The 22156-nt window shown below is 54.7% G+C and carries 21 protein-coding genes and 1 pseudogene; 14 read left to right on the forward strand and 8 right to left on the reverse strand.

The window, feature by feature from the left end; translation table 11 throughout:
* Position 1 precedes the first annotated feature (1 nt).
* The 6 genes from D9K61_RS01425 to D9K61_RS01450 all read left to right on the forward strand — a co-directional run bounded on the left by D9K61_RS01425 (position 2) and on the right by D9K61_RS01450 (position 6892).
* On the forward strand, positions 2–1030 hold the full coding sequence (locus D9K61_RS01425) for a fatty acid desaturase (protein WP_120631493.1): 1029 nt from the start codon (positions 2–4) through the stop codon (positions 1028–1030).
* 1 nt (position 1031) lies between these two features.
* Entirely contained in the window at positions 1032–1880 is an 849-nt protein-coding gene (locus tag D9K61_RS01430) for a 3-methyl-2-oxobutanoate hydroxymethyltransferase (RefSeq protein ID WP_120631494.1), read from the forward strand.
* Positions 1877–3178, forward strand: coding sequence for a Xaa-Pro peptidase family protein (locus tag D9K61_RS01435; protein WP_162946694.1), 1302 nt, complete (start codon positions 1877–1879; stop codon positions 3176–3178). The genes D9K61_RS01430 and D9K61_RS01435 overlap by 4 nt, the downstream gene beginning before the upstream one ends.
* A 16-nt stretch (positions 3179–3194) precedes the next feature.
* Positions 3195–3506, forward strand: a complete 312-nt coding sequence (locus tag D9K61_RS01440; protein ID WP_120631496.1) for a non-heme iron oxygenase ferredoxin subunit — start codon at positions 3195–3197, stop codon at positions 3504–3506.
* A 100-nt stretch (positions 3507–3606) separates the two neighbouring features.
* Positions 3607–5274 (forward strand): BCCT family transporter, encoded by a 1668-nt coding sequence (locus tag D9K61_RS01445; RefSeq protein ID WP_120631497.1) that lies wholly within the window; start codon positions 3607–3609, stop codon positions 5272–5274.
* Between the two features lie 337 nt (positions 5275–5611).
* Positions 5612–6892 carry an MFS transporter gene (locus D9K61_RS01450; protein ID WP_254055645.1) on the forward strand — a complete coding sequence of 427 codons (1281 nt, stop codon included), beginning with the start codon at positions 5612–5614 and terminating at the stop codon, positions 6890–6892.
* 749 nt (positions 6893–7641) lie between these two features.
* Here the strand turns inward: D9K61_RS01450 and D9K61_RS01460 are convergent.
* From D9K61_RS01460 to D9K61_RS01475, 4 genes and pseudogenes are all read right to left on the reverse strand, one after another.
* A pseudogene (locus D9K61_RS01460) lies at positions 7642–8223 on the reverse strand (IS6 family transposase); the annotation flags it as partial.
* A 191-nt stretch (positions 8224–8414) separates the two neighbouring features.
* Positions 8415–10025 carry a sulfatase-like hydrolase/transferase gene (locus D9K61_RS01465; RefSeq protein WP_256386738.1) on the reverse strand — a complete coding sequence of 537 codons (1611 nt, stop codon included), beginning with the start codon at positions 10023–10025 and terminating at the stop codon, positions 8415–8417.
* Positions 10026–10087: 62 nt separating this feature from the next.
* Positions 10088–10756 (reverse strand): hypothetical protein, encoded by a 669-nt coding sequence (locus D9K61_RS01470; RefSeq protein ID WP_120631499.1) that lies wholly within the window; start codon positions 10754–10756, stop codon positions 10088–10090.
* 10 nt (positions 10757–10766) lie between these two features.
* Positions 10767–11372 (reverse strand): hypothetical protein, encoded by a 606-nt coding sequence (locus D9K61_RS01475; protein WP_120631500.1) that lies wholly within the window; start codon positions 11370–11372, stop codon positions 10767–10769.
* Between the two features lie 80 nt (positions 11373–11452).
* Here D9K61_RS01475 and D9K61_RS01480 point away from each other — a divergent pair, with 80 nt between their 5' ends.
* Positions 11453–12244 (forward strand): IclR family transcriptional regulator, encoded by a 792-nt coding sequence (locus tag D9K61_RS01480; protein ID WP_120631501.1) that lies wholly within the window; start codon positions 11453–11455, stop codon positions 12242–12244.
* Positions 12245–12246: 2 nt separating this feature from the next.
* Here the strand turns inward: D9K61_RS01480 and D9K61_RS01485 are convergent, their stop codons facing one another.
* Complete coding sequence (locus tag D9K61_RS01485; RefSeq protein WP_120631502.1) at positions 12247–13131, reverse strand: 3-keto-5-aminohexanoate cleavage protein; 885 nt, start codon at positions 13129–13131, stop codon at positions 12247–12249.
* Positions 13128–14468 carry an aspartate aminotransferase family protein gene (locus D9K61_RS01490; protein WP_120631503.1) on the reverse strand — a complete coding sequence of 447 codons (1341 nt, stop codon included), beginning with the start codon at positions 14466–14468 and terminating at the stop codon, positions 13128–13130. The genes D9K61_RS01485 and D9K61_RS01490 overlap by 4 nt, the downstream gene beginning before the upstream one ends.
* 98 nt (positions 14469–14566) lie before the next feature.
* On the opposite strand from D9K61_RS01490, the gene D9K61_RS01495 reads away from it, so the two are divergent.
* From D9K61_RS01495 to D9K61_RS01525, 7 genes are read left to right on the forward strand one after another with little or no spacing between them, the layout of a single operon-like run.
* Positions 14567–15730: a CaiB/BaiF CoA-transferase family protein gene (locus D9K61_RS01495; protein WP_120631504.1), complete on the forward strand. Its 1164-nt coding sequence runs from the start codon at positions 14567–14569 to the stop codon at positions 15728–15730.
* A complete protein-coding gene (locus D9K61_RS01500; RefSeq protein WP_120631505.1) occupies positions 15727–16617 on the forward strand; it encodes an SMP-30/gluconolactonase/LRE family protein in 891 nt (296 codons plus the stop codon). The genes D9K61_RS01495 and D9K61_RS01500 overlap by 4 nt, the downstream gene beginning before the upstream one ends.
* 8 nt (positions 16618–16625) lie before the next feature.
* Positions 16626–17525: a dihydrodipicolinate synthase family protein gene (locus D9K61_RS01505; RefSeq protein WP_120631517.1), complete on the forward strand. Its 900-nt coding sequence runs from the start codon at positions 16626–16628 to the stop codon at positions 17523–17525.
* Complete coding sequence (locus tag D9K61_RS01510) at positions 17522–17824, forward strand: (2Fe-2S)-binding protein (RefSeq protein WP_120631506.1); 303 nt, start codon at positions 17522–17524, stop codon at positions 17822–17824. Before D9K61_RS01505 ends, D9K61_RS01510 begins: the two co-directional genes overlap by 4 nt.
* Complete coding sequence (locus tag D9K61_RS01515) at positions 17817–19238, forward strand: NAD(P)/FAD-dependent oxidoreductase (RefSeq protein ID WP_120631507.1); 1422 nt, start codon at positions 17817–17819, stop codon at positions 19236–19238. Before D9K61_RS01510 ends, D9K61_RS01515 begins: the two co-directional genes overlap by 8 nt.
* Positions 19235–20335, forward strand: coding sequence for an FAD-binding oxidoreductase (locus D9K61_RS01520; RefSeq protein ID WP_120631508.1), 1101 nt, complete (start codon positions 19235–19237; stop codon positions 20333–20335). The genes D9K61_RS01515 and D9K61_RS01520 overlap by 4 nt, the downstream gene beginning before the upstream one ends.
* Positions 20332–21117 carry an SDR family NAD(P)-dependent oxidoreductase gene (locus D9K61_RS01525; RefSeq protein ID WP_120631509.1) on the forward strand — a complete coding sequence of 262 codons (786 nt, stop codon included), beginning with the start codon at positions 20332–20334 and terminating at the stop codon, positions 21115–21117. Before D9K61_RS01520 ends, D9K61_RS01525 begins: the two co-directional genes overlap by 4 nt.
* A gap of 12 nt (positions 21118–21129) precedes the next feature.
* On the opposite strand, the gene D9K61_RS27195 is transcribed toward D9K61_RS01525, so the two are convergent.
* Together D9K61_RS27195 and D9K61_RS27200 are read right to left on the reverse strand one after the other, a co-directional pair.
* Positions 21130–21735, reverse strand: a complete 606-nt coding sequence (locus D9K61_RS27195) for an IS630 family transposase (RefSeq protein ID WP_216825730.1) — start codon at positions 21733–21735, stop codon at positions 21130–21132.
* Positions 21722–22084: a hypothetical protein gene (locus tag D9K61_RS27200; RefSeq protein WP_216825731.1), complete on the reverse strand. Its 363-nt coding sequence runs from the start codon at positions 22082–22084 to the stop codon at positions 21722–21724. Before D9K61_RS27200 ends, D9K61_RS27195 begins: the two co-directional genes overlap by 14 nt.
* Positions 22085–22156 lie beyond the last annotated feature (72 nt).

Raw genomic sequence — 22156 nt, forward strand, 5'->3', positions numbered from 1 at the left:
CATGCCAGAATATATTCCAACCAATGCTGCCTCTTCCGGTGTGAAACTTGACAAGAAGACCTTGAAGTCCATTGCTGCGCGTTCTGACCGCCCCGGCTTGATCTATATGGCGCAGTGGGGCTCGTCTCTTGCACTCGGGAGCGTTTTGATCTGGGCAACTCTGGGTACATTGTGGATGTGGCCAGCGATGTTCATTCTGGGCGTTTTCCTGACCGTTCCGTCTTATAGCTTCAGTCATGAATGCGCCCACGGCACTGCATTCCGCACACGCTGGCTGAATGAGACGGTGCTTTGGGTGACCTCGCTACTTTATATGGAAGAGCCGCTGCATCGCCGCTACACCCATACCAACCACCACACTCATACCTGGCATGTGGGTAAGGACAGCCAGATGCCTTTTGATACTCCTATGGGCTTTGGCGGATGGTTGACCGAGATCACCGGTTTTGGTCTTCTGCGTTTTCATATGGCCGTATTCTGGCATCTGGCCACCCGGCAATACTCCGACACCATGAAGATGGTTACGCCTGAGGGTGAATTCCCGAAGATGACCCGTAACGCGCGGATCATGCTTGCCATCTATGCGCTGATTGTCGTTGCTCCGTTTGCAGGGGTCTGGTGGCCAGTCTGGTTCATAGTTGTGCCCCGCGTTTTGGGTGCGCCTGTGATGCTGCTCTTTACTCTGATCCAGCATGTCGAGTTGCAGGAAAACTCGCCCTCGATCCTCGAAAGTACCCGGTCCTTCCAAGGCAGCTGGCTGGCGAACTTTCTGTACATGAACATGAACAACCATGTGGAACATCACCTTTATCCCAACGTGCCGTTCCACGCCCTGCCTGATCTGGCGGATGCTGTGAAAGGCCAGGTGCCTGAGCCCGATCCCGGGTTCGTGCGGACCAACTGGGAGGTTCTTGTGATCACGCTGCGGCGAAGCTTAGGCAAATCGACCAGAGCACCAAGCATTCGGCAGGCCACCCACATGATCACCGAAGGCGGCCCGGTCGAACGTGTCGCGCAAAGGACGATGTGAGATGAAACGGATATACGACTTTAGTCGCAACCCGGCGATGCGCAACTATACGGTCTCGGACCTGAAGGCGCTGAAAGGTTCGGGCAAAAAGCTCTCCATGGCGAACCCGGCAGACCGTGATCAGATCGTGGCCTGTGTCGAGGCAGGGATTGACCTCTTTGTGGTGGGCACAGATCAGATGGAGGACGTGCGCGAACTGGCGCCCGCCCATTTTACCGGCGCGGGGTCGAGCTGGGCTCAGTTCGGATCGGATGATGAAATCGTCGCCCATGCATTCGAGGCGATGCGACGTGGTGCGGATATGTACTATACGCTGCGATCATTCGACCTGATGGAACGCATGGCTTCGGAAGGGATTCCGGTGCAAAGCCATATCGGTCTGATCCCCACTTTCAGTCATCATTATGGTGGGTTGCGTGCGTTTGGCCGCAAGGCTGACGAGGCGCTGGAGGTCTGGAACACTCTCAAGCGCATGGAAGATGTCGGGGTCTTTGCGGTCGAGGTCGAGTGCCTTGCCGAAGAGGTTCTGGAGGCGGTGAACGACAAGACCAGTGTCGTGACTTTCTCGCTGGGATCGGGACCAGGCGGAGACGCAATTTTCTCTTTCCTTGCAGATATCTGCGGTGAGGCCAGCGAAGAAGAGAAGCCGCCGAAACACGCCTACGCTTTCGGCAAAATCGGACGTCTGCACAGGCAGATTCACGACGAACGTGTTGCAGCACTAGGTGAATTCCATCGCGAGGTCACGGCAAGCAGCTTCCCCTATGCATCGACAAATATCGCAATGCACACCGGCGAAAAGGAAAAATTCCTGGAAGCCTTGGATAAATGGACACCCACGCACCAATGAACGACGCCACCGACTATAGCCAAACCTTCGCGGCCAAGCCACAGCCCCTGTCGCTTGAACAAGCGGCCTGGATAACCCCTCCGATGCAGGCAATCGACACCGAAGGCATGATTGATGTGCCCCGAATGCGGCGATATCGGCAAAACCGGCTGCGCGAACAGGTTCGCGCTCAGGACTTTGATGCGATCATTCTGGTGGAGCCTCTGTCCATTCGCTATGCAACTGGCGTTCGTAACTGCACTCTGTTTCAGATGCACATTCAGGCCGGGTATCTGTTTATCCCTGCCGCTGGGCCGGTGGTCTATTTTGACAGTGAACCGGGCCGGAATACCGGTGCCACGCTGGAAACCATTGATGAAATCCGCGACGATATCCTGCCGCTTTCCTATATGTTCGCCGGTCCTGACCATTTGAAATGGACGACAAACTGGGCCGATCAGATGGATGATCTGATCCAACAGCATTGCGGTCAGGGCAAAAAACGCATCGCCATCGAACGAGCGGGCTTTCACGCGGAACAGGCACTTATCGCAAAAGGGCATGAACTGGCCGATGTGGCCCCGGTGCTGGCGATGGCCCGCAAGATCAAGAGCCCCGAAGAAATTCTGGCGATGAACATGACCATCGCCGTGGCCGAGGATGGCATGACCCGGATGCGCGATGCCCTGCGCAATGGCATTATGGAACAGGAACTCTGGGCCATGATGTGGTCCGCGCTGATTGAGGGTGGCGGAGAATGGTTGGACTATCGTCTTTTGGCGAGTGGAGAACGGACAAACCCCTGGCAGCAAGAGGCTTCCAGTCGAATGATCCGCGCTGGCGATCTAGTTGTGTTCGACTGTGGTATGATCGGACCGTTTAGCTATGGGGCCGATATCAGCCGCGCCTATCGCTGCGGGCCAGGTAAGCCTACGGATTATCAGCGCAAGCTCTATACCATGGCTCATACTGAGGTGATGGGAAACACACCGCTGATGAAATCGGGCGCATCTTTCACTGAGATCGCCAACAACCGCCACATCGTTCCAGCGGGTTTTGGCAACCAGCCCTATCCCTGCATGGCACATGGGATCGGCATGGCCGACGAATGGCCCGTCATCCTGCATTCGCCTGACAACCCCGAATTCTATGAAGGAGAGCTGGAAACCGGCATGGTGATCTGCGTCGAAAGCTATGTGGGCGAAGTTGGTGGCGTCGAAGGTATCAAGCTGGAAGACCAGGTGCTGGTTACGGACGACGGGCCAATAACCCTGTCACGGTATCCCTTCGAAGAAGACCTACTGAGCAAAGAATACTGACCCCGGAGCCAATTACATGAACCAATGGATAGACGCCTGTGCCACAGATGAAGTCGACGAGGAAGACTTGATCGCGTGGGAGCACGAAGGCCGAAAGATCGCGATCTACAATACCGAGAAAGGTTTCTTTGCCACTGACCTTATGTGCACGCACGAGGAACAGAGCCTTGAAGACGGGCTGGTTATTGATTGCGTGATTGAATGCCCTCTGCATGGCGGGCGGTTCGATATTTGCAGTGGCAAGGCACTTTCTGCACCGGTCTATGAAGACCTAAAAACCTATCCCGTTGATGTCAGAGACGGGCGCGTTTTCGTCCAGGTGCAGTGAAGTAAAGCTCACCTCTGCCAAACGAATAGAGCCAGAAAGCGGCAAGCCAACTAAAACTTCAGCGCAACCAGAACAATAATATTTCAACGGGAGAACAAAAATGAAACCACCCCTAATGGACTTACCTATATCCGTCGCGGAAAGCGGCTTTTATAAGGGGTTTACAAAAAACGTTACTATTACCGCGAAGATTATCGTGGGTATTATCATCGTATGGGCCGTCGCATTTCCAGGAAGTGCTGCTGCATTTTTGGGCGGGATAAACTCGTTTATCCTAGCCACATTCAATTACTGGTACGTTTACGCAATGGCATTTTATGTGCTGACGTGTTTTGCGCTGGCGCTTTGGCCAGCATCAGGCCGACTCAAGCTTGGCCTTGAAGACGACGAACCGGAATTTTCAAACTTCTCGTGGTTCTCAATGATGTTCGGTGCCGGGATCGGGATTGGTATGCTGACATTCGCAACCGCCGAACCCATCTATCACTTTAAATCCAACCCATCGACCATCATGGGCCTGACTGAAGGCGAAACTTTAGGCAACGTCCGGGACGCATACATCTGGTCCTTCACCCATTGGGGCGTCGCAGCTTGGGCGTCATACGCGGTTGTAGGCTTGTCTCTGGCTTATTTTTCTTATCGTCGTGGCCTGCCACTCACGGTTCGCTCTGGTCTGACACCATTGTTCGGCAAAGCACTCTCTGGCACGTTGGGCCACGTCATTGACATTGTCGCGGTTGTTGCAACCATTCTTGGTCTGGCCCAGACGCTGGGCTTCGGCGTCGATCAGTTCGTTTCTGGTTTGCACCGGATTGGCTTTGGTGACTGGTTGTATACCGTAGACGCAGAAGGAACTCGTTCTGTGTCCACGGCGGCAATCATAGTCTCACTGTTTGTGATCATGGGCGCGTCGACTTTGTCCGCGTTGTCCGGTGTTGGAAAAGGGATTAAGTGGCTGTCAAACCTGAATATGGGCCTCAGCTTCTTCCTGCTGGCTTTCTTCCTGATCTTCGGCTCCACCTTCTTTGGTCTGCAGGCGCTATTTGTTGGCATTTTTGACTATGTCACCAACCTGCCATGGATCCTGTTCAACGTCTGGTCCAGCGATGGCGTTGAAGGTTCCGTACCGGATCAGCTTGCCACTTGGCAGGGTGGCTGGAACATCTTCTACTGGGCCTGGTGGATCGCATTTGCGCCGTTCGTAGGCTTGTTCCTGGCGCGTGTGTCCCGTGGTCGAACTGTCCGCGAATACGTGATCGGTGCGATGTTTATACCAGGCCTGATGTGTTTTGTCTGGTTCTCGATCGTTGGTGGTACAGCTATTGATCTGGAACTGAACGGCGATGCAAACCGAGCAATTTTGGACGCGGGCCAGGCAGACCAACTGTTTGCGATGTTAAACGTGATGCTCGACGATGGTCTAGCTTGGGTCATGTCTGTTATCGTCATGGTTCTGCTGCTGACTTACCTCGTAACGACAGCTGACTCTGGTGTTCTGATCATCAACACCATTAACGCTGCTGGGGACGAAGGTCCGAAGGCTCGCCCACATATCCTGTTCTGGGGGGGTGCAATCGCACTTGTCGTTGGAGGCCTGATCATCGCGGGTGGCTTATCGGCCATCCAGACTGCAATGGTGATCGGTGCCCTGCCATTCAGCCTTGTCATGGTGCTGATGGGCTTCTCAGTCCTGAAGGCTATCTACAAAGACGGCAAGCGTGAGGCAGCAGGCATACAAAGCACTGTGAATGAAGTGGCCGCAGAATAACACGTCAATTGATTTTGGGCTGCCAACACTGGCGGCCCATCTTTCGGCTCGCAAGACATCATCGAATGGTGGTCAGCGCCCGAACACAACTTTGGGTAATTTGAGATCTGATGCCAAAGAATGAAGAATAGCGTTTTTGGCTGATTTCGCAGTGTCGCTTCATGATTTAGAGGGCAGTGTTCATGTTGATACCGAGATTACAGGCAATCTAGCAGAATGTTCGGCAGTCTTAAGATGCATCACTGAAGCGGCATCAAACCGCGATATGTCTATTATGCGAATGAAGTCGTGATCTGATCATCGCGTCGCGAATTGGCAGGACAGCAATACGTTGCCAATGCACGATCCACTCATGAAAAAGGCGTTGGTTGAAAACTGGGCCCTGTTTTTGGGCATGCTCATGTTGATGGTGGCCAATGGGCTCCTCGCAACGTTGCTGACCATTCGTGGCAACGGGTTGGGGTTCAGCGATTTGACAATCTCGATAATGCAAGCCTGCTATCCATTCGGAGCGCTGGCCGGGACGTTGATAGCACCTCGCCTCGTCGAACGCGTCGGTCATATACGGGTGTTTTCGGCGCTGGCATCTCTGGTGTCGATTTCCGCAATCATCCATCTTCTCACCGGTGATCCGATCAGTTGGAGCGGGATGAGATTCCTGGCTGGTTTCTGCTATCCGGGATTGTATGTCATTACGGAAAGCTGGCTGAACGCCAAGTCCAAGAACCATATCCGGGCGCAGGTCCTGTCGATCTACTTCGTAATCCAGCTGATCGGTCCGGCTGCAGGCACGGCACTGGTTGGGCTTCCAGACCCAAGCGGGAACCTTCTATTTGGGATCGTATCGATCCTTATCTCGCTTTCGATTGTGCCACTTCTATTATCCGGCAACAGGGCGCCTGAATACTCGGCTCCAGAACGGATGCCTGCAACCAAACTCTACAAGATATCGCCGATGGCGGTCTCAGGCATCGTCCTGATGAGCATTGCAGTGGCGGCGTGGTACATATCACTACCGCTTTATGCCCTGCGGCAAGGGTTTACCCCGGCGCAAGCGTCAGGTGCGCTGGTTGTGGCGCTGACTGTAGGAGCACTGGTCCAATATCCGATTGGCTGGATTTCAGATCACACAGACCGAAGGTATGTGGTGATTGGCCTCGCATCGGTGACGGTTTTTGCCGGTCTTTGGATGGCGGCGGATGTTTCACCGTCTCGAACAATGATCGGCTTTTCCGTCATCGCCGCTGCAACTCTTCCTGTCTATTCCATTCTTGTGGCCCACGCCAATGACCAACTGACGGCCGGGCAGATCGTTCCTGCCAGCGGTACTATGGTCTTCCTGCTGAATATCGGCCTGTTTGGAGGCACGTTGATTGGTCCGAACACGATCTCGATGGCGGATGGTCGTGGGTTACAGATTCTGCTGATCGGCGTTAGTGCAGTCGTTGTAGCTCTGGCCATCATACGCCGTTTGAAAGTGGCGGCCCCTGAAGATACCGGCGCACTACAGGCCGTCGGCATAATTGGTGTTGCGCATCCAGGAGTTCTGCAGGCTGAATCGTGGGTAGCGTTTGAGGAGCGCGCCAAGCTCGATCCTGAAATCGACGAGGAGTCATAATCCGGCAACCACTCAGTGATCATTCGCCCCATCAGCTCTGGGTCGCGGTCCAGTTCCTCAGCGGACAGTGTGTCGCCGCGTTCCTGCGCCACCTCGCGCTGCTTTTCCAGCGACCGGTGACCGACGCGCTCAACCTCGCCGACACGCTCCAGCGCCCGGTTCTGCAATGTTGAGCCATGTCTCAGCGAACGTGTAGTTTGGATTTGGCATCTGATCTCGGATTTCAATGGCTGCTTCGGTGACGTTCACTGCATCGCGGCAAGGAACTTGCTGCAAGAGCGAGGAAATGCTGCGTCAGCAATCACCGCATTTGCATAGGTCAGGTTGTCCGCATTCTGTAAATTGGCGGGCTACATCTCGAAGGGCAGCATTCTGTGTAACGACACCCAAGAAGCGATTAAATAAAGAAAAAGCCTGATGTTTTCACATCAGGCTCGTCTTTCTGGTGACAATGAGGGAAGGTGTCGCCACCCGCGAACCTCAAAGCCGTTCGAGGAGATAAATACGCTGAGAAGCCCATGATGTCAAGGTTTGTGAGGTAGTCAAAGCGTTCAACTGGATGATCGCACGATGCCGCAAGCCTTTCCTAACCAACTGATCACAGACCTTGAAGATGTCCTGTCATCGCCCCGTTTTGCTACCTATTTGCGTGTCACTGGCGGTGACCGGCAGCGCGCAGCGCAACTCTACTGTTGGAATACCGAGGTCTCAGCCGCATTCTATACGCCACTTCAGTTTGCAGAGATAGGAGCGGCAAGAAATCTTTGGGCCTGTCTTGGCGATTTGAAACGGCCCATCAGCTTCTCACGTTTTCGAGTGGATCTGTGTGATCCTTCGATCCGATTGTTCAGCCCTTTGTGTGCTCTGTGATCCGCACCCGGCGCAAGATCGCGGATCGGCTTGAAATAGCTTCGCAACTTATCCGTGATCACAACACGGGGTTCGCCGAATTGTGAAATCAACCGCTTCAGAAAGCGCCGGGCTGCCTTAGCACTTCGCCGTGGTTGGACGAGGATATCAAGAGTATCTCCGTTCGCATCCACGGCCCGCCAGAGCCAGCATTTCCGACCATTGATCGGGATGACCACTTCGTCCAAATGCCATTTGTCGGCCGCGGTTGGCCGGTCTCGTCTGATGCAATTGGCGAAATGGCGACCAAAGCGATTGACCCATTGCCGGATCGTCTCCCGGCTGACCGCCACGCCGCGTTCCGCGAGAAGATCTTCAACATAAGCGGTGCTGAGCGCAAAGCGATGGTAGACCCAGACGGCATAGGCGATGATCTCCCGCGGAAAACGAAAGCCCTTCAGGCGAGGCATCTTGGACGGCATCTACATGCGTGAGGCTTAACCAGTTCAGTACGCGCAAACAAGTTGGCAATGCCGGGTCAAGTCATAAGCCACGGAACCTGTGGATATATTGCAATTAAGGGTACAAAAATGCCCCAGAACGCCGTGAATCCGCAAATTCTGATTAATTAGGGTACAGTGACAACATCATCGAAGAGAGTTCAGGATTTCTGTCAGTCTTTCTGTTCGTGTTTCCAAGCTCTTAACTCGTCTTCGTTCCAAAATCCGAGATAGACGCCGTAGGCGGCGTCGTCTTTGCAAAGCGCTGTGTCGATCTTTTTGTCTGATATTGTGACGCGCGAATGCTGTTTGCGGGCCCACGCAAATAACACCTTACTAAGTCTTTTGATCTGATCGTGATGTTCGGTTGATGCACCTAGATCTTGGTATTCATCGGGATCGGTTTCAAGATCATAGAGCATCGGACGATGCCCCTCGACCCAGATCATTTTCCAACGACCATCAAACACCATCGTTAATCCGCAGCTTTTAGTGTCCGGACTCAGATGACGTAAATGGGGTCGTGCTGAATAGTCATATTCGGAAATCACGTATTCGCGTGGAGTAATAGTGCCACCGTGAATGGCAGGCATCAGTGAATGCCCTTCCAAAATGTGATCTGGAACCTTGCCGCCCAAGAAATCGATAAAAGTGGGCGCCAGATCGATTGCTTCGGTTAAATCGTAACTGACACTGCCGCGAGTGCTGTTTGCGGCGTTTGACGGATCGACGATAATCAGTGGGATGCGGGATGATTGATCGTGAAATAGTTCTTTCTCCCCCAGCCAATGATCGCCAAGATAGTCGCCGTGGTCCGACGTAAAGACAATCAGTGTTTCGTCAGTTTGTCCGCTGTCCTCGAGATACTGAACAATTCTGCCGATTTGATCGTCAATTTGCGAGATCAGGCCCATGTACGCAGGGATCACAGTTTCCCGCACATCGTCGCGACTGAACGCCTTGCTATAGCGATGGTTGTAATACCCAGCCATCAATGGATGCGGGTTAACCCTTTCCGCCTCGCTTCGCTTTACGGGCAAGATGTCGTCTGGGCCATACATGTCGTGGTAAGGAGCCGGCACAATGTAAGGCCAATGCGGCTTGATATAGCTCAGGTGTAAACACCAGCTTTCGTCTTTGGCCTGTTCCATGAATTCTATTGCGCGGGTTGTGGTGTAGGGAGTCTCTGACTCCTTTTCGTCAATAGCCGCAGGTTTTGATGCATGACTAAGGAGCCAGCCGGATAAAATTTCGCCATCGTCCCCCCGTGCAGAGTTCGCCCATTGGTGCCAGGGGTTTGGCCCATTAAATCCCAATGCGTTCAGATGCTTGTTATAGTGGCTAGGTTGCTTTTTTGCCCCGTCCGGAACGACACCATCAAGCCGATCCCAGATTTCAAAACCACATTCTGCGACAAGCGCTCCGATGCCGGAGGACGCATCGATTCCAAGCCGTTCCATACCTTCTTTGTCAGCGGTCATATGCGTCTTGCCACATAGAACAGTCCGCGTACCGAGAGGGCGTAAGTGATCGCCGATTGTCATCTCGCCCACACGAAGGGGGTGCTCGTTCCAAAGAGCGCCATGGCTGCGCGCATACCGTCCGGTATAGAAACTCATCCGAGACGGTCCGCAAATCGGAGACTGTACATAGGTTCTGTCAAAGCGCACACCCCGTGACGCAAGGGCATCAATGTTCGGCGTGCGAATAGATGGATGCCCCGTGCAGCCAAGATAATCAAACCGAAGCTGGTCACACATTATGAACAGGACTTTCTTAGGCAAGATGTATCGCTTTCTCGGTTATTTGAGTATGGCAGCGCTTGCCAAAGGCGTAGAGCGCTCAATCATTCAAAAAAAGTTGCATTTTTTCCACCAACGGTGATGTCAAAGTTGAACCCCTGATCAATGTCCCGGGTGGACACGTCATAGGGTTTGCCAATGTTGCGTTCAAACGCATCGCCCATCAGAATGGCCATCGGGTCGGACACATTGTTAGGCTCATCCGGGAAATACATCTGTGTGATAAGCCGCGATGACCCTCCTGTCACGGACAGGTGAATGTGTTTTGGCCGCCAGCGTCCAATGTCTGGTCGCGCGAGATAGGCACCGGGGCTGATTGTCCAGAACCGATATCTGCCTTCGTTGTCGGTCAGCACACGGCCCATGCCAAAAAAGTTCTCGTCAAGCTCTAGCCCTGACTGATCTTCCGCATGACGATAGCGGCCAAAGTGATTTGCGCTCCAGACTTCGATCAACCCTTTGCGAACAGGTGTTCCGTTTTCATTTTGAACGACACCGGTGACTTCGATAGGGACACCCGTTGCGCGCGGACGATCCGCTGAGATCCGTGTCATATCCCATTCATTTGCTCTGGTAGTGAAGCGCGCAGGTGCAACAGGCACAAAGCTGCTGCGTGCTTGTTCCGGTATCAAATGCAGCCGTTTGCGCGGTGTTCGCTGATCCGAGGTGTTGTCCGTTGGTCCAATGTCAAGTTGTCTGCCAAATTCAGTCATGTCTCGCACCTCAGCTTTCAAAATCGTCGAAAAATGGCGTTTCACCCTCACCAGCCATGACGATGTCGAAACGGAAAACTTCGGCACCATCGGCGGTGCGGCCATCATGTTTTGCAATCAATCGTTTCTGATCGTCGGCATCTAATACGGACAATAGCGGATCGGTTTTATTCGTCGCTTCGTCGGGGAAGAACATTTGCGTCACGATGCGGCTAATCCCATCAGAAAAGATCGTGATTGTAATATTGGGTGCCCGACCATCCGACCCGCCGGGCAATATGGTGCGGAGTGAATATTCACCGGTGTCAGAACGCAGGCGGCCGTAGCCATGGAACCAGGGATCTATATCTGGATCACAAGCTGTAGATGGCGTTCGATAGATACCTTTGGCATTGGCTTGCCAGAACTCCAAAATAGCCCCGTTTGCCAAATTACCATGTCGATCGATGACATTGCCGCGCAAGATGATGGGTTTTCCAGCCACGTCGGCCACAATACCGGGACCTACCCGCGTCAAATCCTCAAGGCTTTCATCCTGAAAATAGATCGGGAAATAGGGGCCACAGGTGTCTTCGTTGGTGGGCAATAGCACATTGCGTCCGGTGTCTTTTGTCATCGGAAAACCTCCATTGTAAAGCGCATGTTTTGCAGATAAAACACGCGAGGTTGCAGATATGATAGGACATCAAGCGGCAGATGACGGAATCTTCCAATCACAAAGTGTACTTCGTTCCGGGGCTTCATCGTGGTCTTCGTGTGCTCGAAATCCTTGGGGCCGCGGATCAACCGATGTCGATTAGCGATATTGGGCGCGCCATGGATCTCAGCCGCTCCTCGACGTTTCGTCTGATCTATACGCTCAACCAAATGGGTTTTCTGAAGGACGGAGATCAGAAAAATACTTACACTCTTGGCGCGCGGGTGCTGAACCTTGGTTTTGCTTATCTCAATCAACAACCGATCACGAGTATTTCGCGTTCGTACCTGTCCGCACTTCGGGACAAAACGGGCGTCAGCGCGCATCTGAGTGTTCTTGAGGGCTTCGACGTTCTTTACCTTGGCAGCCATCAAGGACGTACGGGGTTTGTTTCCAGCATGGTCACCGGCACACGGACTCAGGCTTATGCATCTGCAATTGGCTGGTGCCTTTTGGGTTCCATGTCCGACACCGAATTGAAAGTTCTTTGTGACAATGTGGAAATGACGCCATTTACTGACAAAACGCCAACCAACTACGCTGAACTGCACCAGCGGGTGCAAGAGACCCGCGATCAGGGTTATGTGTTCTCGCGGGGTTTTCGTGATCCCGGCGGGTCGAGTGTTGCCGTTCCAGTTCTTGATAGCACAGGACAGGTTGTCGCTTGTGTGAACATCTCTGGTCCTGACAGTGGATTTGATTTTGACCGGATCGATAGTTTCTATGTGCCCGAAACCAAAGCGGTCGCTTTGCAGATCTCTCGCGAATTGGGATATGCGGGGCCAGCCTGACATCAACTGCTCGCTGAAATTCCAAGGATGCTGCGCGCTTCATCTGGGGTCGCAATTGTGCCCCCAAGGCTGTCGATAATCGACACAGCTTTTTCGACCAGCTGCGCGTTTGATCTACAATGTTCCCCCTTGCGAATATAGGCGGTATCTTCCATCCCGATCCGGACATGACCACCAAGAAGGAAGGCCTGCGCCAGCATCGGAAACGCCATCCGGCCAATGCCAAATGCTGCCCATTCGGTGCCTTGAGGCAGCTGGCTCACCAGATAGGCTATCGTCGCAGGGTTTGCGACGGCACCAAACCTGACACCCAGAACCATCTGTACCATCAGGGGTGTTTTGATGATACCACGCGCAATGAAATCCTTGACCATGTGCAAATCACCACTGTCGAATATCTCGATTTCTGGCTTGACGCCTGCGGTGTAAATCCGCTCTGCCATGACCTCAAGGTTCCACGGTGCGTTGATGACGCTTGCCTGACCTGACCACATTGTATTGAAATCCAGCGTGCAGATTTCGGGCCGCAATTCTTCAACATGCGCCACACGCTTTTCTGGTACGCACAGCGTTGATCCAGATGCTGCAATTTTGGGGTCATTTGCTGACGGTACAAACCGTCCGCCTTCGCCCGTGGTCAGATTCAAGATAACGTCTTGGTTCTGTTCACGGATTCGGTCGACCAGCTCGCGGTACAGATCAATGTCCATTGATCCTTTGGCGGTTTCAGGGTCGCGCACATGCAAATGCACGATAGATGCACCGGCCTTGGCTGCATCAAGCGCGTGTTCGGCAATTTGGGCTGGCGTGACAGGCAAGTGTGGGCTGATCTCAGGCGTCATGAGATTGCCAGTCACAGCGCAGGTCAGGATTGTCTTCTTTGTCATGTGGCAAACCACTCCAGGCCGGAATCGATTGCGCGTGCAACGATATCAACAATTTGGTCAATCTCGTCGGCTGTCGATGTGTATGAGGGAGCTAACAGCACATGATCTCCATCCGTGCCGTTGGCGCATCCCTGTGACGGATAACACATCAGGCCAAGACCAAGGGCCGCCTTTTGGACCTTGGGCGCACGTTTGCCGGAGGCGGAAAAAGGGGCTTTTGTCGCTTTGTCGCGGACCAGTTCAACAGACCAGAACAGGCCGCGCCCACGGATGTTTCCCACATTCGGATGCTGGCCAAGGCGCACCTTGAGAGTGTCTTCCAATTGAACGCCTCGGTCACGGACATTCGCAATCAGGTTTTCACTTTCGATGACTTTTTGCACAGCTAAAGCCCCTGCCGCGGCGATGGCGTGAGACATATAAGTGTGCCCGTTCCACAATTGACCACTGCCAGATTCAATAGCTGATACGACAGCTTCGCTTGCCAACACTGCTGCAATTGGTTGGTATCCAGCCCCAAGCCCTTTGGCCATCGTTGTGATGTCAGCGTGAATGCCTTCTTGCTCTAGTGCAAAAAGCGAACCGGTCCGGCCCATCCCGCACATCACTTCGTCTGCGATGTAAAGAACGCCGTGCGCATCACATATTTCGCGGATGCGCTTGAAATATCCTTTGGGTGCCGGCTGTGTACCAAGGGAGGCGCCCACGACGGGTTCTGCAACAAATGCCATAACCGTTTCGGGGCCAAGCGCCTGAATGCGCTGTTCAAGCTGATTTGCCATTCTGAGGGCGAAATCCTCTTCACTCTCACCATCTCCGCGCATCCTATAGTCATATGCCGCATCGATATGATCGACGTCTATCAGGATCGGCTGAAACGGTGCGCGGCGGCCTGCGTGACCTCCTGTCGCCAATGCCCCAAGGGTATTTCCATGGTAACTCGGCGCACGCGCGATAATTTTGGTGCGCGCAGTTTCCCCGCGTTCAAGATGAAATTGACGGGCGAGTTTCAGCGCGGCTTCCATTGCCTCGGAACCGCTGCCAAGGAACATAACGCGGCCATCCCCAGTACCTTTGGGCGCGCGTTTGACCAGAAATTCAGCCAGTTCTTCAGCAGGTTTGTTGGTGAAAAAGCCGGTATGAGCAAAGGCAACTTTATCTACCTGCTCTTTCACGGCTTCGCGGACAGCGACATTACTATGGCCCAAGCAGGACACCGCCGCCCCACCGCATGCGTCGAGATATCTGTGGCCTTCTGCATCTATCAGATAGTTACCGTCTCCACCGATGACCGAGGGAAGATCGGAATTGAGGACGCGATGAAGAACGTAGGTCATGTAATTTCCGTATTGCATATAGAACGGTGTTTTATATATTAGACAGATACCTTGGTTGCAATGACAATTCGTGCAACATCGCCTCAAAGGGGAAATCATTGAGCGCGCTTAAAAATATCAAAGTCCTTGATGTGACTCATGTTTTGGCAGGCCCGTTCTGCACCTATCAGCTCGCTCTGCTTGGTGCAGATGTCCTCAAGATTGAGTCGCCAACCGAACCAGATAGTGCGCGCGGACGTGGCCCCGACGATGCAGCCAACGCGGCGGGCCTTGGGCTGAACTACCAAGTCCAAGGCGGCAATAAACGCGCATTGGCGGTTGATCTGTCTGCCCCGGAAGGGCGGGATGTTATTCTGAAACTGGTGCGCAATGCTGATGTGTTGGTTGAGAATTATTCGACAGGAGCCTTGGGAAGGTTGGGGCTCGACTATGACACTTTGTCCGAGATCAATCCGGCGCTCGTGCAGTGTTCCTTGTCTGGATACGGAGACACCGGGCCCGATGCCGAAACAGGCGCATATGACAACGTCATTCAGGCAGTCAGCGGCACCATAGCCCAGTGTGGGGGTAAAAAGCCGGGTGTCTCCTTTATTGACTACAGCGCCGGTTATTCCGCAGCGTTTGCAGTCATATCCGCGCTGTTACAGCGCGTGCAAACGGGCCGAGGGTGCCATATCAGTGTGTCCATGCTGGAGGTGGCGATGCAAATGATGGCACCTGAGGTTGCCACTGTGCAATACCCAAATGCCACGCAGCGATCTCAAGAAGTGGGCATCGCGTCCTACCAGACCTCAGATGGTGTTTTGACCTTGGGTACTTTTCGCCCGCAACAATACCGCAAGCTCTCTGTTGTTTTGACCGAGCTGGGTCATGCTGTGCTTGCCTTGGAAAATATTTACGACTGGCCGGATGTCTGGGCGATCACACAAGAGACCAAGATGCAGTTGCAACAAGTGTTTCAAATGCAAACCAGCGCCTTTTGGGTTCAGCATTTGCGCGCAGCAGATTTACCCGCAGAACCGGTTAAGACCTTGGCCGAAGCTGTTCAATCGGCTCAACTGAAAGCCCGCGCGTATTTTCAGCCAAATCCGAGTGATGCAAAAGCAACGCTGCCTCTGACGGCTTTTCGGATGAGCGAAGGGGGGCCGATACTGTCGTCGTCACCACCCAAACATGGGCAACATAGTGTGGATATCCTGCGCGAAGTCGGGTTGAACGAAGGTCAAATCGAAACCCTGCTGCAAAAGGGTGTCATAAAATGAGGACATCGCCACCACTGCTCGCCGCGCAGCCCTTTACCCGGTTGCCGAATGCATTATGCCATACGGACGAGCCGTCAGCCTGGGCCAAGATGACAAGACCAGGCCAGGATATGCATTCCTTTCTGGAAGGGGCTTTTTTTGATGATGCCCGCAACCTTTGGTTATCTGACGTGCCGTATGGGCGTGTCTTCTGTATATCGCCTGCAGGCGATTGGAAGGTCGTGCATAAATTCAATGGCGAACCCCACTCGATGCGGATTGCACCGGATGGGCGGCACATCGCGGTGGATTATGGGCGCGGGTTGTTGGAGCTGACAGGCTTTGATACTTTTACCACGCTCAGCACCGGCCTTGCCGATCAGCCGTTTTTGGGGCTGTCGGACATGGCCTATGGGCCGCACGGAACGCTTTGGTTCACAGATAGCGGACGCAGCTCGCTTAGTGATCAGACAGGCCGTGTTTATTGCCTGTCTAAGATGGGTGAATTGCGACTGGTGCTGGATTGCGTACCCTATTCCAACGGAATCTGTCTGTCACCGGACGGTGCATGGGTCTATGTCGCAGCGACGCGGTCTAATCAGGTTTGGCGTTTCTCATCAAAGCTGCCGGAAAGCGGGCCGCCTATGGTTGGCACGTTCATACAACTGAGCGGCGGATTGGGGCCGGACGGATTGGCAACCAACAGCCTCGGCTGGATTGCCGTGGCGCAAGCACAGGCCGGTCGGGCATATGTGTATGACGGGCTTGGCGATCCTTTGGCCGAGGTTCGTCTGCCCGAAGGGCTTTGGACAACCTCCGTTGCGTTTCATCCGGATAATCCCGCCCAACTTTACATCACCGATGCCCAAATGGGTGCGGTGTTCATTTGCAATATTCCCACCCCATGAGGACCATCATGAACAAAGATGACTTGCACGGCTACGTGCCTGCAATTGCCACGCCTTTCAACGAGAACGGCGAGATCATGGAGGACGCGTTTGTCGCGCTGTTTGAGTTCCTGCTGAGCAAGGGGGCCACTTGTGTTTGTATCGCAGGTGACAACGGCGAAAGCTGGGCCTTGTCCGCAGCAGAACGCGGGCGTCTTGTGCGTCTTGCAAAGGACACATCAAGGGGTCGCGTGCCGATCATGATGGGCATTTCCGCGCCTACAATTGATGCCTCGCTCGCTTATGTTCAGGCCGCTGAAGAAAACGGTGCAGATGTTTTATTGTCGATGCCGCAGACCTATGTGCTGAAAGCGTCTGAGGCAGAACTGATGCAGCGCTTTGACAAAGTGTCCGCCGCAACAAGCACGCCCCTGGTTCTTTACAATTCGCCCCGCCGCATGGGGTTTTCGCTGACGATCGACCAGACCGAAACATTGCTCAACAACCACAATGTTATTGGCATCAAAGAAAGCCAGCGCGACTTTTTCTATCATACGCATCTGCTTGACCGCCTCGGCGACAAGATGTCAGTCATGACCGGCCCATGCCACTATATCATGCCCGCCTTCGCTTTAGGTGCGAAGGGCTTCATTGCGACAGGGCCAGAGTTCACCGACATGTTGCCGTCCGACATGGCCGTGGCCGGCGCTGGAGCGCCTGACGCGGCTTATCGCAAAGCTCATAAACAACTGACTCTTCTGTATGAACTGCTCATGGGCACAGCTACGTGGCCTGCGTCTTTTAAGGCGGCGCTGAATTTGATTGGGCAGCCCGCGGGTGTGCCGCGTGATCCGGTTCTGCCAGCGACACAGGCGGATATTGATAAGATCAAACGCTGCTTTGACGATTTGGGGATCAGCTACGTATGATCCGATTGGTGCCTGATCACGCAACCCTCATCAATCGTACTGCTTGTGTTGAGTTTGAATTCGATGGGCGGGTGGTAACAGGTCATGCAGGTGAGACTGTTCTGGCGGCGCTGATGCGGGCGGGGATCAGGCATTTGCGGGATGCGCCGACAGATGGGGCACCGCGCGGTGCTTTTTGCTGCATCGGGCTGTGTCAGGAATGTCTGGTACAGATCGATGGGGCGCGCATTGAAAGCTGTCGGCAAATAGTATCAGGCGGTTTGACTGTGCAATCGCTTGGGCGTCCGGCCGATGGCTGAGATTTACGACATCGCAATTATTGGTGCTGGACCAGCAGGCGCCAATGCGGCCCTCACTGCGTCTGAGCAAGGTTGCCGTGTGGTTGTGATTGATGAACAATCAAAGGCTGGGGGGCAGGTTTGGCGCGTAAAAAGCGCTGCCATCGCCAAAGCGCCGGACACGCCCGAGACAGTGGCAGGCAATGCTTTGCGCGACGCTTTGTCCATCAGTCATGCCGTGCATATGAGTGATACACAGGTCTGGCAGATCGAACGCGAAGCCGATGACTGGGCAATTTACGTCTTGGCCGCCGGGCGCTCCCGGAAAATCATGTCGAGGGCATTGGTTTTGGCGAGCGGTGCGCGCGAATTTGTGCAGCCTGTTCCTGGCTGGACCACCCCGGGTGTTGTCGGGCTGGCTGGTGCGACCGCGCTGATCAAACAAGACATGACCCTTCCCGGTCAAAGGACTGTTGTGTCTGGAACCGGCCCGCTGGTGTTTTTTGTGGCCAGCGAGGTTCGCCGCCACGGCGGCACTGTCGCGGCAATTGTCACGCCCAACCACCGAACAGAGTGGCTGCGCGCTATGCCGTTCATGGCCGCAAGACCGGACCTGTTGTGGCGGGGTTCGATTTGGATTGCCGATCTAATGCTCGCGCGTGTGCCGATCTTTTGGGGCTATGCGGTAAGCGAAGTATCTGGGGGCGATACAGTCACTTCGGTTGAAGTGTGCAAGTTGGGACCTTACGGCGCACCCATAGGTCGGGTCAGCACGATCCATGCAGACAGCGTTTGTCTGGGAAATGGGCTGATCCCGGCAATTGAGGCCGCGCAGCTTGCCGGTGTCCCGCTTGAGCACAGGCCAGACCTTGGGGGATGGGTGCCACGTGCAGATAGCGACGGCAAAACGTCAATTGCAGGTCTTTTTGTGTGTGGTGATAGCGCTGGCATACGTGGGGCGGCGGCGGCTGAAATTCATGGAAAGCTGGCCGGGCTGAGTGCGTGTGCATTCGTGGGCAAGGGCCCATCTGTTGCGCCCGTCGGAATGCAACGGCGGTACGCGCGCGCGGCGCGATTTGGAATGGCGATGACGGCGCTCAGCATTCCAAAGCCGGGAAGTGACGGTCTGACGACTCCACAAACAATAATGTGTCGCTGCGAAAGCCTGACCCGTGATGATATCACCACAGAGATCGCAGCAGGCGCGCAAAGCTCAAATGCAGTCAAGTCCGGCTTGCGCGCGGGCATGGGGCCATGTGGCGGCAAGTTCTGCCAATCCGCCATAGCGCGACTAATCGCCAAAACGGAAGGTCGCCCAGAAACGGATGTCCCACCACCTACACCACGACCACCATTGCGCCCTGTACCAACAGCGGCGCTTGCGGGTGATTTCGACTATGCGGACCTGCCCATTCCAAAGCCTGCACCATTATGAGCGATGTCTATGATATTGCCGTCATTGGCGGAGGAATAATGGGGGGCAGCACCGCCTTGCAGGTGGCCCGGTCGGGGATGCGGCCAATTCTGCTGGATCAGGGAGATCTCGGACAAGGTGCGTCCGGGGTGAACGCAGGCACTCTATCGCTGCAGATCAAACGTGTGAAGTTGATGCCCTACGCGCTGCGGGGTCATCATGAGTGGGAGGCCATGGGAGATACCGTTGGGTTCCGCAAAACAGGTGGCTATACCGTTGCTTTCACCGAACGCGAGGTGGAATTGCTGCACGAGCGGCAGGCGCAGAAGGCCGAAGCGGGCGCGCCGATCACCTTTGTGTCCGACAACGCCTTGCGTGCGGCAGAACCGAACCTGAGCCACAAGGTTCTGGCGGCCAGCTTTTGCCCCGAAGATGGCTACGCCAATTCATCGCTGACGGGTCAGTATTATCGGGCGCGTCTGCGGGACAACGCGATCCCCTATCTTGAACACTCCCCTGTCGTCGACATCTCTCAGGACCAATCAGGTTTTGCCCTTGTGACCCCGCAGGGCAGTGTCCGTGCGAAACGGGTTCTTTTGGCTGCCGGGGCTTGGTTGAAACCTGTCGCGGCGATGTTGGGAGTGGACCTGCCGGTACAGGCGCGCATCAATACCGTCTCGGTGACAGAACGGATGCCGCCGCTGACATCACATGTCATCGGGCACGCGACGGGGCTGTTGACGATGAAGCAAAAAGCCAACGGCACCGTGTTGGTTGGAGGGGGCTGGCAAGGGCGCGGCACACCGCAAGACGGACGCGGTGAGGTGATGGCCAATTCCGTAGTTCCCAATCTAGCGCTTGCCCAATTTGCCCTGCCGCAGCTGTCGCAGGCCCGCGTGCTGCGCAGCTGGACGGGTTTTGAGGCCAACGTGCCGGATTTTTACCCGCTTGCTGGTGCCTTACCGGGTGTTGAGAACGCATATGTTCTGGGCTGCGTGCGCGGCGGGTACACTATTGGTCCCTACATCGGGAAACTGATGGGCGACTACATTCTTGAGCGAGAGCCTGAACTGCCCCTGTTCGACCCTGGGCGCGATTTTAATGAGGATACGATATGAGCCTGATTTCAACAGACACTTGCCGGTTGGACGGTAAGCTTGCCATCATTACAGGGGGCGGCAGCGGGATTGGCGAAGCAACGGCGCAGGTCTTTGCAGATGCGGGGGCCACAGTTGTTGTCACGGGGCGTCGGCTGGAACCGTTGGAGAAGGTTGCAAATGAAGTTGGCGGCCATGCAATCGCCTGTGATGTTTCAGACCACGATGACGTTAGAGCGATGTTCGCGCAGGCGCATAAGATAACGGGAAAAGTAGATGTTCTGCTCAATAATGCAGGCGGCCCCGGACCAATCGCGCCTGTAGCCGAAGTCGACATGGATGCCTGGGTCGGGTGCATGAACGTCAACCTCGTAGGTGCAATGTATTGTCTCCAAGAGGCAGCCAAGATCATGGGCGCGCAGAAATCCGGTTCCATCATCAACATGTCATCGCTGATGGGTATTCAAGGTTATCCGATGCGCTCGGCCTATACCGCATCTAAATTTGCGTTGATCGGGATCACTGAAACGATGGCCCGCGAATTGGGGCCCTTGAACGTGCGCGTGAACGCGTTGATGCCCGGTGCGGTATCTGGCGAGAATATGGACCGGATCATGAAACGCCGGTCAGAGGCTGAGGGTCGCCCCGTCCACGAGATCGAACGTGAAAACTATACAGATGTGGCCGCGCTGAAACGTTGGGTCGCGCCTGAAGAGGTCGGTCGAGCCGCGCTCTATTATGCCTCAGACCTCTCATCCGCAATTACCGGGGACAAAATGAAGGTGGATTGCGGGCGCTTCTAGAGCGTGTTCACTTCAATTGGTTTCATACCCTGCGGCTTTGAAGAAGTTGTAGCATTCCTCAGGAGTGAAGAGGCCGCAGACATTCCCGACTGCGCGCCAGAGATCTTCGTAGGTTCGGGCGGCGACCTTGCGGATCAGAGCTTTCAGCTTCGAGAATACCATTTCGATGGGGTTTAGATCTGGGCTGTATTTTGGCAGGAACAGGAACCACGCTCCGATCTCGCGGAGAATGTCGGCGGCCGCTGTGCTGCGATGCCCGGGCAGGTTATCGAGGATGACAACATCACCGGGGCGCAAAGTCGGGGCGAGGATGCCTTCGACGTAGAGATCGAACATGTCCTTGTCCATTGCCCCATTGATGATCCCGGTCGCGTCGATCCTGTCGAGGCGCAACCCTGCGATGAAGGTCTGTGTGTTCCAGCGCCCAGCCGGGGCGTGTTCAACCAAGCGGTCCCCAACGGGTGCCCAGCCTGTCGCCTTTGTCATGTTGGTTTTGAGCGAGGTTTCATCAATAAATACAAGGCGGTCGAGATGGTCGCGCATGAAGGGTTGGCGGCGATTGATCCAGATTGCACGATCCCGTGCGATATCGGGCCGCTTCTGTTCACTGGCGTGCAAATCTTTTTTTGTGAGAAAGGCCAAGCCGTTGCAGCAGGCCCCAAACGGCTGAGCGTTGCACGTCAATCCCGCGTTCCCGCCGCAGGGCTGCCAACAACTCATCAAGCGTTGTCCCGGGGTGTTCTTCAAGCCGCGTGCGAACCCAATCGTGGACACCCGCAAGCTTGCCATGACCGCGACGCCCCTGCGGCTTGGGTGCCAGCGCCCCCGTTTCCCGCTTCAGCCGAACCATGTCGTTGACGAACTTGATGGATACGCAAAGACGCTTGGCCGTTTCGGTGTGCGTGTTGCCTTGTTCAACAAGCGCAACAGCGCGTTCGCGTAGCTCAACAGGATGCGGTTTGCCCATTCCTGATCCCCAATATCTGCCTCAACGGCAGGGAATCACACCTCTCACCGATTGGGAATCCCGAATCCGATC

Source organism: Ruegeria sp. EL01 (assembly GCF_900313035.1).
Lineage (GTDB): Bacteria > Pseudomonadota > Alphaproteobacteria > Rhodobacterales > Rhodobacteraceae > Ruegeria.